Origin of the sequence: Mycobacterium sp. 1245499.0 (assembly GCF_001673615.1) — a bacterium.
Lineage (GTDB): Bacteria > Actinomycetota > Actinomycetes > Mycobacteriales > Mycobacteriaceae > Mycobacterium > Mycobacterium europaeum_A.
This window is the reverse complement of record NZ_LZMG01000226.1, coordinates 1-12006: the sequence shown is the minus strand read 5'-3', so window position 1 is coordinate 12006 and position 12006 is coordinate 1. Positions and strand designations below refer to the sequence as shown.

The 12006-nt window shown below is 68.2% G+C and carries 9 protein-coding genes and 3 pseudogenes; 8 read left to right on the top strand and 4 right to left on the bottom strand.

All coding sequences use genetic code 11. The features are described 5' to 3' along the window. Positions 1-401, top strand: a pseudogene (locus A5646_RS12650) (heme A synthase); the annotation flags it as partial. Here the strand turns inward: A5646_RS12650 and A5646_RS12645 are convergent. Beyond that, complete coding sequence (locus tag A5646_RS12645; protein ID WP_066879320.1) at positions 351-1007, bottom strand: hypothetical protein; 657 nt, start codon at positions 1005-1007, stop codon at positions 351-353. The pseudogene A5646_RS12650 and the gene A5646_RS12645 overlap by 51 nt on opposite strands. 19 nt (positions 1008-1026) lie before the next feature. On the opposite strand from A5646_RS12645, the gene A5646_RS12640 reads away from it, so the two are divergent. Next, a complete protein-coding gene (locus A5646_RS12640) occupies positions 1027-2001 on the top strand; it encodes a quinone oxidoreductase (RefSeq protein WP_067021957.1) in 975 nt (324 codons plus the stop codon). A 13-nt stretch (positions 2002-2014) separates the two neighbouring features. Here the strand turns inward: A5646_RS12640 and A5646_RS12635 are convergent, their stop codons facing one another. Together A5646_RS12635 and A5646_RS12630 are read right to left on the bottom strand one after the other, a co-directional pair. Then, on the bottom strand, positions 2015-2416 hold the full coding sequence (locus A5646_RS12635; RefSeq protein WP_067021955.1) for a hypothetical protein: 402 nt from the start codon (positions 2414-2416) through the stop codon (positions 2015-2017). 111 nt (positions 2417-2527) lie between these two features. Next, the gene (locus tag A5646_RS12630; RefSeq protein ID WP_067021953.1) at positions 2528-3454 is read right to left on the bottom strand and encodes a heme o synthase; all 927 of its coding nucleotides are present in this window, start codon (positions 3452-3454) and stop codon (positions 2528-2530) included. 255 nt (positions 3455-3709) lie between these two features. On the opposite strand from A5646_RS12630, the gene tkt reads away from it, so the two are divergent. The 5 genes from tkt to pgl are packed head-to-tail and all read left to right on the top strand — an operon-like array spanning position 3710 to position 10156. After that, positions 3710-5809, top strand: coding sequence for a transketolase (gene tkt, locus A5646_RS12625; protein ID WP_066864482.1), 2100 nt, complete (start codon positions 3710-3712; stop codon positions 5807-5809). Positions 5810-5824: 15 nt separating this feature from the next. After that, positions 5825-6943 (top strand): transaldolase, encoded by a 1119-nt coding sequence (gene tal / locus A5646_RS12620; RefSeq protein WP_066864484.1) that lies wholly within the window; start codon positions 5825-5827, stop codon positions 6941-6943. After that, positions 6940-8484, top strand: coding sequence for a glucose-6-phosphate dehydrogenase (zwf, locus tag A5646_RS12615; protein ID WP_066864486.1), 1545 nt, complete (start codon positions 6940-6942; stop codon positions 8482-8484). Before tal ends, zwf begins: the two co-directional genes overlap by 4 nt. Next, positions 8481-9392 (top strand): glucose-6-phosphate dehydrogenase assembly protein OpcA, encoded by a 912-nt coding sequence (opcA, locus tag A5646_RS12610; RefSeq protein WP_066864529.1) that lies wholly within the window; start codon positions 8481-8483, stop codon positions 9390-9392. The genes zwf and opcA overlap by 4 nt, the downstream gene beginning before the upstream one ends. Next, positions 9389-10156 (top strand): 6-phosphogluconolactonase, encoded by a 768-nt coding sequence (gene pgl / locus A5646_RS12605; RefSeq protein WP_066864488.1) that lies wholly within the window; start codon positions 9389-9391, stop codon positions 10154-10156. The genes opcA and pgl overlap by 4 nt, the downstream gene beginning before the upstream one ends. 274 nt (positions 10157-10430) lie before the next feature. Here the strand turns inward: pgl and A5646_RS12600 are convergent. Beyond that, a pseudogene (locus tag A5646_RS12600) lies at positions 10431-11663 on the bottom strand (MFS transporter); the annotation flags it as partial. A gap of 109 nt (positions 11664-11772) precedes the next feature. Between A5646_RS12600 and A5646_RS12595 the strand changes: the two are divergent. Next, positions 11773-12006: pseudogene (locus A5646_RS12595) on the top strand (ATPase); the annotation flags it as partial.

The window sequence follows — 12006 nt, the reverse complement described above, 5'->3', positions numbered from 1 at the left end:
TGAACCTGGCCGCCGTGCTGGTCACCGGCACGCTGGTGACGGCCGCCGGCCCGCACGCCGGTGATCGCAGCCCCACCCGCACGGTGCCGCGGCTCGAAGTCGAGGTCGACACCCTGGTGCACCTGCACTCGTCGCTGCTGATCGCCTACCTGGCCCTGTTGGTGGGGCTGGGCTTCGGGCTGCTGGCCGTGCGCGCCGCCCGGCCCGTGCTGGTGCGGCTCGCCGTGCTGCTCGCGCTGGTGTTCGCCCAGGCCGCCGTCGGCACCGCGCAGTACTACACCGGAGTCCCCGCCGTGCTGGTCGCCCTGCACGTGGCCGGGGCCGCGGCCTGCACCGCGGCCACCGCTGCGCTATGGGCGGCCATGCGAGAGCGGGCCCAGCCCGAGCCGCTCGCAGGCTGACTGCACCGCGACGGCGAACTGACGCTGGGCGATCTCGCGGCCCGCGGGGGCCAGCCGACGCCACCCCAGCGACGGCGCGACCAGATCCAGCGCCGCCACCCGGTCGCCGGCAAGGTCCACGCGCGCATAGAGCAGCTCCCCGGTGCTCATCCCGGCGCGCCGCGCGGCCGACGTCAGCGCGGCGTGGCCCAGATCCCACGATTCGAACTCCGGCTCCACCGGCCAGGCGTGCGACCGTTCGCCGCCCACGAAGATCAACGACGCCCGCGCGACGGGCCGGTCGCGCTGCGTCGGCACGCCGTCGTCCTCGAGGTCGCGCAGATACCGCTCATCGAGGTTCCAAGCGATGGCGCCGGGCGGGTTGAGCAGGTGGCGGACTCGTCGGGTCCACGCCAGGAATTCGTCGCGTCGATCCCGGGCGTCCGCGCCGGCGCGCAATATCACCAGATCTGCGCTGGCGGTTTCCGGGTCGTCCCAAGGCAGCCAGCGCGCGTGCAGACCGCGTCGCCGCAGCGCCGCCACCAGACCGGCGTCGCCGGCCGCGCCGTCACCGGACCCCGCCAGCACGATGCGGGGATGGAAGACGTCCGGGCGAGCGAGCTTCATGCCCGGGCATGATAAGCGGATGCACGCAATCGAAGTCAGCGAGACCGGCGGCCCCGAGGTGCTGCGCTACGTCGATACGCCCCAGCCGGCCCCCGGGCCCGGCGAGGTGCTGATCAAGGCCGAGGCCATCGGCGTCAACTACATCGACACCTATTTCCGCTCCGGGCAGTACCCGCGCGAGTTGCCGTTCGTCCTCGGCTCGGAGCTGGCCGGAACCATCGAAGCCCTCGGCGACGGCGTCGACGGGTTGCGCGTCGGCGACCGCGTGGTCAGCGCCGCGGCGTCCGGTGGGTATGCCGAATATGCCACGGCCCCAGCGCATTTGACCGCCGAGGTGCCCGACGGCGTGACCGCCGACGTGGCGGCCTCGGCCCTGCTGAAGGGCCTGACCGCGCACTACCTGCTCAAGTCGGTGTATCCGGTGCAGGCGGGCGACACGGTGCTGGTGCACGCCGGCGCGGGCGGCGTCGGCCTGATCCTGACGCAGTGGGCCAACCTGCTCGGGGCGCGGGTGATCACCACGGTCTCGACGCCGGAGAAGGAGCGGCTGTCCCGGCGGGCGGGCGCCGACGAGGTGCTCCCCTATCCCGAGGACGCAGCGGCGTTCGGCGAGCGGATCCGCTCGCTGACCGACGGCGCCGGGGTGGCCGCGGTGTACGACGGCGTGGGCGCGAGCACCTTCGACGCGAGCCTCGCCAGCCTGGCCGTCCGGGGCACGCTGGCGTTGTTCGGCGCGGCCAGCGGACCCGTTCCACCGTTCGACCCGCAGCGCCTCAACGCCGCCGGCTCGGTGTCGTTGACCCGGCCGTCGCTGGCGCACTTCGTGCGCACCGGCCAGGAATTCAGTTGGCGGGCAGAGGAATTGTTCGCCGCGATCGCCGGCGGCGACATCACCGTCGAGGTCGGCGGGCGCTATCCGCTGGCCGAAGCGGCGCGCGCCCACCAGGACCTGCAGGGCCGCAAGACGGCGGGCTCGATCGTGCTGCTGCCCTAGATGATTCGAGCCGCTACGCGTGAGGGCAGAAGATTCCCAGAAGCTGCTGGCAATTGTCTCTATTGATGAGGCCCGGCGGCGGTGGTGGTGGCGGTGCCGGCGGGTTGTCGCCGTCCCAGATGTTTTGGGCGACATTGCCCTGTCCGAACCAGACGTAATAGTAGGTGTGGCAGACGTTGTTGTCCCAGACGACGGGGTTGGTGACATGGTTGCCGGTCGGCGGCAACGGTTGCCCGGGGCACCAGCGGCACGGCCCCTGGGGGTGGTCGTTGGGACAGCCGGGCCACGCGTCCAGCGGGATCGGCCCGGGTTGGGCTTCGGCGATACCCGTGGTGATGCCCATGTCGCAGAAGGACAGGCCGGCCGAAAGCAGCGTTCCGGCGACCAACGTCCTGACGAGGCGGTTAGTTGCCATGCCTGAAGTGTGATCCCGTGGACCGGCTACCGATCCCAGATAAGAAATCAGTTCTCGAATTCGCCGGGTGCTGCGGTCACGGCACCGAGGCGACGCGAGTCGACGACCGGCTCAGAACAGGTGCGGCAGCCCGATGGCCGAGTCGATGGCGAGCGCGCAGAACACCACCGCCAAGTAGTTGTTCGACTGCAGGAACAACCGCAGCGGCCGGACCGGCTCGCCGGCGCGGACCCCGGCGTAGAGCTGGTGGGCCATCGCCAGGAACCACACCCCGGCCACCAGGGCGACCGCGGCGTACAGCCAGCCGGTCGCCAGCGCCAGCGCCAGCGTGGCCAGCACCGTCAGCCAGGTGTAGATCAGGATCTGCTTGGTCACCTGACGCTCGGTCGCCACGGCCGGCAGCATCGGCACGCCCGCCGCCTTGTAGTCGTCCTTGTAGCGCATCGCCAGCGCCCAGGTGTGCGGCGGCGTCCAGAAGAAGATGATCGCGAACATCACCAGCGCGGGCCAGCCGATGGTGCCCGTGACGGCAGACCAGCCGATCATGACCGGCATGCAGCCGGCGGCGCCGCCCCACACCACGTTCTGCCAGGTGCGGCGCTTGAGCAGCAGGGTGTAGACGAACACGTAGAACGCGATCGTGGCCAGGGCCAGCAGCCCGGACAACAGGTTGCTGGTCCACCACAGCCAAAAGAACGACGCCACCGTCAGCACCAGGCCGAGCACCAGCGCGTTGCGCGTGGGCACCGCGGCGCGCGCGAGCGGCCGGCGGGCCGTGCGCTTCATCACCTTGTCGATGTCGGCGTCGGCCACGCAGTTCAGCGTGTTGGCACCCCCGGCGGCCAGCATCCCGCCGATCAGCGTGTTGACGATCAGCAGCGGGTTCACCGTGCCGCGCTGGGCCAGCAGCATGGCCGGGATCGCGGTGACGAGCAGCAGTTCGATGACCCGCGGCTTGGTCAGCGCCAGATAAGCCAGCACCGTGCCGTGTATCCGGCTTGGCAATCGGCTCGGCGCGACGCGCCCGCGAACGCTCACGCAATTACTCCTTGGGGTCGCAGCGGCGCGCAGCATCTACTACACACGATGGTAGACCGCGGTGTGGCGATGGCCCGCCCGCGGGTCGGTTCCCGCAGACTTTTCCCAGATTCGCGAACTGAATGTCAGGCACTTTCGACGGGCGCGTAATTTTCACACCTGCCGGCGGTGGGTACCCGAAATCCTGCGCTGCAAGAGCCGGCCCTCCCGCACTAGGGTGGGATTCATCAGCTCGATGACCCAAGGACTGAGTCTGTGACGACACTCGAAGAGATCTCCACGCTGACCCAACCGCACCTTCCCGACGACTGGTCCGAGCTCGACTCGGCCGCCGTCGACACCATCCGGGTGCTGGCCGCCGACGCGGTGCAAAAGGTCGGCAACGGCCATCCCGGGACGGCGATGAGCCTGGCGCCGCTGGCATACACCCTGTTTCAGCGGGCGATGGTCCACGATCCCAGCGACACCTACTGGCTGGGCCGCGACCGGTTCGTCCTGTCCTGCGGGCACAGCAGCCTGACGCTGTACCTGCAGCTGTACCTGGGCGGTTTTGGGCTGGAGCTGTCCGACATCGAATCGCTGCGCACCTGGGGGTCGAAGACCCCCGGGCATCCGGAATTCCGGCACACCAAGGGCGTGGAGATCACCACCGGACCACTGGGCCAGGGCCTGGCCTCGGCGGTGGGCATGGCGATGGCCGCGCGCTATGAGCGCGGGCTGTTCGATCCGGACGCCGCCCCGGGCACCAGCCCGTTCGACCACTTCATTTACGTGATCGCCTCCGACGGCGACATCGAAGAGGGCGTCACCTCGGAGGCCTCGTCGCTGGCGGCCGTCCAGCAGCTGGGCAACCTGATCGTCTTCTACGACCACAACGAGATCTCCATCGAGGACGACACCAACATCGCCCTGTGCGAGGACACCGCCGCGCGGTACCGCGCCTACGGCTGGCACGTGCAGGAGATCGAGGGCGGCGAAAACGTCGTCGCGATCGAGGAGGCCATCGCCAACGCGAAGGCGGCCACCGACCGGCCGTCGTTCATCTCGCTGCGCACCATCATCGGCTACCCCGCGCCCAAGCTGATGAACACCGGCAAGGCGCACGGCGCGGCACTGGGCGACGAGGAAGTCGCCGCCGTCAAGGAGATCCTCGGCTTCGACCCGGACAAGAAGTTCGAGGTGCGCGACGAGGTGATCGCCCACACCCGCAAGCTGGTGGACCGCGGCAAGGAAGCCCACGAGAAGTGGCAGGCCGATTTCGACGCCTGGGCGCAGGCACAACCCGAACGCAAGGCGCTGCTGGACCGGTTGACCGCCGAGGAGCTGCCCGACGGCTGGGACGCCGACCTGCCGCGCTGGGAGCCCGGCTCCGACCCGATCGCCACCCGCAAGGCCTCCAACGAAGTTCTCAACGCGCTCGGGCCGAAGCTGCCGGAGCTGTGGGGTGGTTCGGCCGACCTGGCGGGTAGCAACAACACCACCATCAAGGGCGCCGATTCCTTTGGGCCGCCGTCCATTTCGACCAAGGACTACACGGCGCACTGGTACGGCCGGACGTTGCACTTCGGTGTGCGCGAGCACGCGATGGGCGCCATCCTGTCCGGCATCGTCCTGCATGGACCCACCCGCGCCTACGGCGGCACCTTCCTGCAGTTCTCCGACTACATGCGGCCCGCGGTGCGGCTGGCCTCGTTGATGGACATCGACACGATCTACGTGTGGACCCACGACTCGATCGGCCTTGGCGAGGACGGCCCGACCCATCAGCCGATCGAGCACCTCGCGGCGCTGCGCGCCATCCCGAACCTCTCGGTGGTGCGCCCGGCCGACGCCAACGAGACGGCCTACGCCTGGCGCACGGTCCTGGCCCGCGGCAACGGCAGCGGCCCCGTCGGCCTGATGCTGACGCGCCAGAATGTGCCGGTGCTGGAGGGCACCAGCGCCGAGGGTGTCGCCCGGGGCGGCTACGTTCTGGGCTCGGACGGCGAGGAGCCCGGCCAAGAGCCAGACGTGGTGCTGATCGCGACCGGCTCGGAGGTCCAGCTCGCCGTTGATGCGCAGAAGTTGTTGGCGGACAAGGACATTGTGGCGCGGGTGGTCTCCATGCCGTGCGTCGAGTGGTTCGAGTCCCAGCCGGAGGACTACCGCGACAGCGTGCTGCCGCCGACCGTATCGGCGCGGGTGGCCGTCGAGGCCGGGGTGGCCCAGTCCTGGCACAAGCTCGTCGGCGACACCGGCAGGATCGTCTCGATCGAACACTATGGCGAGTCCGCCGATTACAAAACGTTGTTCCGGGAATTCGGTTTCACCGCAGAAGCCGTCGCGGCCGCCGCGGAACAGGTAGTGGACAACTGAGAAAGGGCCTTTCAAATGACTCAGAACCCCAACCTCGCGGCGCTGTCCGCCGCGGGTGTATCCGTCTGGCTGGATGACTTGTCCCGACAGCGGCTGCAGTCGGGCAACCTGCAGGAGCTGATCGACACGAAAAGCGTTGTCGGCGTGACCACCAACCCGTCGATCTTCCAGAAGGCGCTCGCCGAGGGCGATGCGTACGAAGGCCAGATCGCCGAGTTGGCCGAGCGTGGCGCCGATGTGGACGCGACCATCCGCACCGTCACCACCGACGACGTGCGCAATGCGTGCGACGTGCTCAAGCGGGAGTGGGAGGCTTCCGACGGCGTCGACGGACGGGTGTCCATCGAGGTCGACCCTCGGCTGGCCGCCGAGACCGACAAGACCGTCGCCCAGGCCGTCGAGTTGTGGAAGATCGTCGACCGGCCCAACCTGTTCATCAAGATTCCGGCGACCAAGGCCGGCATTCCGGCGATCACCGCCGTTCTCGCGGAAGGCATTTCGGTCAACGTCACGTTGATCTTCTCCGTCGAGCGGCACCGCCAGGTGATGGACGCCTACCTGGCCGGCCTGGAAAAGGCCCGCGAGGCGGGCCACGACATCTCCAAGATCCATTCCGTCGCATCGTTTTTCGTGTCCCGGGTGGACACCGAGGTGGACAAGCGGCTGGAGAAGATCGGGTCCGACGACGCCAAGGCGCTGCTGGGCAAGGCCGGGGTGGCCAACGCGCGCCTGGCCTACGCGGCCTACCAGGAGGTGTTCGAGGGCGGCGATCGCTTCGAGTCGCTCAAGGCCGACGGCGCCCGGGTGCAGCGTCCGCTGTGGGCGTCCACCGGTGTGAAGAACCCCGACTACTCCGACACCCTCTACGTCACCGAGCTGGTGGCACCCAACACGGTGAACACTATGCCGGAGAAGACGATTGACGCCGTCGCCGACCACGGTGAGATCAAGGGCGACACCGTCACCGGCACCGCCGAGGACGCCCAGGCGGTGTTCGACAAGCTGGACCAGATCGGCATCGATCTGACCGACGTCTTCAAGGTGCTCGAGAACGAGGGCGTGGAGAAGTTCGTGGATTCCTGGACCGAGCTGCTGGAAGAAACTCAGAAGCAGCTGGGTTCCGCCTCCAAATGAGCCCAGCCCGCACCGCGCAACAATGGCATAACCCGTTACGGGACAAGCGCGACAAGCGGCTCCCGCGGATCGCGGGGCCGTGCGGGATGGTGATCTTCGGCGTCACCGGCGACCTGGCCCGCAAGAAGGTCATGCCGGCCATCTACGACCTGGCCAATCGCGGTCTGCTGCCGCCCAGCTTCTCGCTGGTGGGCTTCGCCCGCCGGGATTGGAGCACCCAGGATTTCGGCAAGGTGGTGCACGAGGCCGTCAAGGAACACTGCCGCACGCCGTTCCGCCAGGAGAACTGGGACCGGCTGGCCGAGGGATTCCGTTTTGTCCCGGGCGCTTTCGACGACGACGAGGCGTTCGGCCGGCTGGCCGAGACCCTGGACAAGCTGGACGCCGAGCGCGGCACGGGCGGCAACCACGCCTTCTATCTGGCCATCCCGCCGAATTCCTTCCCGATGGTGTGTGAACAACTACACAAGTCCGGCCTGGCGCGCCCGCAGGGCGAGCGGTGGAGTCGGGTGGTCATCGAGAAACCGTTCGGCCACGATCTGGAGAGTGCCCAGGCCCTGAACAAAACCGTCAACAGTGTGTTCCCGGAGGAGTCGGTGTTCCGGATCGACCACTACCTGGGCAAGGAGACGGTCCGCAATATCCTGGCGCTGCGGTTCGCCAATCAGTTGTTCGACCCGATCTGGAACGCGCACTACGTCGACCACGTGCAGATCACCATGGCCGAGGACATCGGACTGGGCGGCCGGGCCGGCTATTACGACGGCATCGGCGCCGCGCGCGACGTCATTCAGAACCACCTGATGCAGCTGCTGGCGCTGACCGCGATGGAGGAGCCGGTCAGCTTCAGCCCCTCGGCGCTGCAGGCCGAGAAGATCAAGGTGCTCTCGGCCACCCACCTCGCCGAGCCCCTCGATGAGACGACCAGCCGCGGTCAGTACGCCGCCGGCTGGCAGGGCGGCGAGAAGGTGGTCGGGCTGCTCGACGAGGAAGGCTTCGCCAAGGACTCGACCACCGAGACGTTCGCCGCCATCACGCTCGAGGTGGACACCCGCCGCTGGGCGGGGGTGCCCTTCTACCTGCGTACCGGAAAACGCCTGGGCCGCAGGGTGACCGAGATCGCCCTGGTCTTCAAGCGGGCGCCGCACCTGCCGTTCGATGCCACCATGACCGACGAGCTGGGCACCAACGCCATGGTGATCCGGGTACAGCCCGACGAGGGCGTCACGCTGCGGTTCGGCTCCAAGGTGCCGGGCACCGCGATGGAGGTCCGCGACGTCAACATGGACTTCTCCTACGGTTCGGCGTTCGCCGAGGAGTCGCCGGAGGCCTATGAACAGTTGATCCTCGATGTGCTGCTCGGCGAGCCGTCCCTGTTCCCGGTGAACGAAGAGGTCGAATTGGCTTGGGACATACTCGATCCCGTGCTCAACAATTGGGCGGCGGACGGTAAGCCCGAACCGTACGAGTCGGGCACCTGGGGTCCGGACTCGGCGTTCGAGATGCTGCGGCGCACCGGCCGGGAATGGCGGCGCCCGTGATCATTGATATGGAAGACACCACCACCACGGCGGTCAACAAGAGGCTCGACGAACTGCGGGAAAGGGTCGGGGCCGTGGCGATGGGCCGGGTGCTGACGCTGATCATCGCGCCGGACAGCGAGGATATCCTCGAAGAGTCGCTGCAGGCGGCCAACGACGCCAGCCATGAGCACCCCAGCCGGATCATCGTGACGATGCGGGGCAATCCGTATGCGGACAAGCCGCGCCTGGACGCCCAGCTGCGCGCCGGCGGGGACACCGGCGCCAGCGAAGTCGTGGTGTTGCGGCTGTCCGGTGCGCTCTCCGGCCACGCCGCCAGCGTGGTCACGCCGTTCCTGCTGCCCGACATCCCGGTGGTGGTGTGGTGGCCCGACGTCGCGCCGACGGTACCCGCGCAAGACCCGTTGGGGCGGTTGGCGATTCGTCGCATCACCGACGCGACCAACGGGGTGGACCCGTTGGCGGCCATCAAGAGCCGGCTGCCCGGATACACCGCGGGTGACACCGACCTGGCCTGGGCGCGGATCACCTACTGGCGTGCGCTGCTCACCTCGGCGGTCGACCTGGCGCCGCACGAACCGATCGAGTCGGCGCTGGTGTCCGGTCTGGCGACCGAGCCCGCCCTGGACGTGCTGGCCGGGTGGCTGGCCAGCCGGATCGACGGCCCGGTGCGCCGGGCGGTCGGCGAACTCAAGATCGAACTGGAGCGCAAGAGCGAAACCATCGTCTTGAGCCGGCCGCAGGAAGGAAGGACGGCCACGTTGAGCCGGACGTCGCGACCGGACGCCCTACTCCCCTTGGCGCGCAGGGAAACCGGCGAGTGCCTCGCCGAAGACCTGCGGCGGCTGGACGCCGACGAGGTTTACCAATCAGCGCTCGAAGGGATCGAGAAAGTGCAATACGTGTGAGCACCAGCATCGAGATTTTCCCGGATAGCAAGACGATGGTCGAGGCCGCCGCCGCGCGGCTGACCGACACCATCGCGAACGCCGTTGCGGGCCGCGGCCGGGCGCTCATCGTGCTCACCGGCGGCGGCAACGGCATCGGGCTGCTGCAGTCGCTGGCCGGACGCGAGATCGACTGGTCAAAGGTGCATCTGTTCTGGGGCGACGAACGCTACGTCCCCGAGGACGACGACGAGCGCAACGACAAGCAGGCGCGGGCGGCGCTGCTCTCCCAGGTCGACATCCCGTCGAGCCAGGTGCACCCGATGCCGGCCAGCGACGGGGAATTCGGCAGCGATCTGGCCGCGGCGGCGCTGGCCTACGAGCAGTTGCTGGCCGCCAACGCCGAACCCGGCGAGCCGGTTCCGAACTTCGACGTGCACCTGCTGGGCATGGGACCCGAAGGCCACATCAACTCCCTGTTCCCCGACACCCCGGCCGTGCTCGAAACCACCCGGATGGTGGTGTCGGTCGACGACTCGCCCAAGCCGCCGCCGCAACGAATCACGTTGACGCTGCCCGCCATTGCGCGTTCTCGCGAAGTCTGGCTGCTGGTGTCCGGCGGCGGCAAGGCCGACGCGGTGGCCGCCGCCATCGGCGGCGCGGCACCGGTTTCGGTGCCGGCCGCCGGGGCGGTCGGGCTGGACACCACGCTGTGGCTGCTCGACGAGGACGCCGCGGCGAAGCTGCCATCGGACACGTCCGCAGTCACGCGACACCAGGCGTGAGCTGGGCCGGTCGCTAAGAGACGGGGCATCCGTCCAGCCGCAGCGACAGTTCTGTCGACGCTCGGCTCAGCTGCACCGGAAAGTCTTGTTTGTCACCGTTACTCGCGACGACGAGGGTATGGCTGCCGGCGACCGGGCCGACGAGGTGGTAGTAGCCGTCGGCGCTTGACCGTCCGTGCGCGACCTGGCGACCGGCGTCGTCGACCAGCGTGAGTTCGGCGTCGGCAAGCGGCGCGGCGTCGACGCCACGCAGATGGCCGTATAGCACATTGCCCTCGGCCGACTCGACGATTTCCTCAGCGGCCTCGTCGTTTTCGTGTGCGGAGGGCACGTGGGCCCTGGCCACCAGGCCGTGCGCGGTGGCGAGCACCGGCAGGCCGAGGAACACCGCGCCTCCCGCAAGGTAGAACAGCGCCGCCTGACCGTAGTGAGCGGCCACGATTCCACCGAGCCACGGCGCGAGGCCGGCGCCGATGAACCGCACGAAGCTGTACGCCGCGGAGGCCGTGGGCCGCGGCACCGGCGATACCTGCATGACCGTGCTGGTGACCAGCGTGTTGTTCATTCCGATGAAGGCGCCGCTGGCTATCACGCAAGCGATCACCACGGGCGGGCGGGCGATCCACACTCCAATCGCCACCAAGTCCAGCGACATCAAGAACAGCGTCAGGTAGAGCGAGCGGGCGGTACCGAAGCGTCGCTGCGCCCACGGCGCGCAGAAGACCGCGAACACCGCGACGAGCAGGCCCCAGCCGAAAAACACCAAGCCCAGTTCGTGTATGCCGATCTTCATTGGATACGGCGAATAGCTCATGACGATGAAGAAGCCCGAGTTGTACAGCAGGGCGGCGACCGCGATGGTCGAAAGACCGCGATTGCGTAGCGCGTTGATCGGGTCCGCGATCCGCGCCCGCTCGGCCGGCAGTGGAGCCGGCGCAACCAACGTGAGCACGCAGATGAGGGCGACTCCCATGAGCGCGGCTACCCCGAAAAACGGCCCACGCCAACTGATCCCGCCAAGTGCGGCGCCCACCATCGGCCCCATCGCGATGCCGACACCCAGCGCGGCCTCATAGAGCACGATCGCGCCCGCGAAGCCACCGCTGGCCGCCCCCACGATGACCGCCAGCGAGGTGGCAATGAACAGCGCGTTGCCCAGACCCCACCCGGCCCGAAAACCTATGATTCCGTTCACTCCACCGGCGGCTCCGGCAAGGGCACTGAACACCACGATGATGACCAGTCCGACGACAAGCGTCAGCTTGGCGCCGATCCTGGAGGACACCCAGCCGGTGATCAGCATCGCCACCGCGGTGACCAGCAGGTAGCTGGTGAACAACAGCGAAATCTGCTCGGGTGTCGCGTGCAGCCGGCTCGCCATCGTCGGCAAGATCGGATCCACCAGACCGATGCCCATGAACGAGATCACACACGCGAAGGCAACGGCCCACACCGATCTCGGCTGACGCAGAAAGCCAGGCCCCCCGCGGGTTTTCGTCAACGCCATCCTCCTTCACGCCAGACGCGGGCAGAGATTTCGACAGGGAAATTAGATAGGAACCCTATCAAAATGGGAATGGTGACGCCTGCCACACCGGCTCGGCGCAGGGGTAATAATGACGGTCATGGCAGACAGAACCGCGCGCGGGGGGCAAGAGCGAAGCCGGATCAAGACGCTCACCCAGGCCGCGTTGAACGCCGACAAGACCGTGGAGCAGGTCGAAGACGTCCTCGACGGGTTGAGCATCACCATGAAGGAGCTGAGCAGTTCCCTGTCGGCCCTCAACGCCACGGTGGAACGCCTGGAAGCCGGCCTGGATCACCTGGACGGCACGATGACCAGCCTGGAC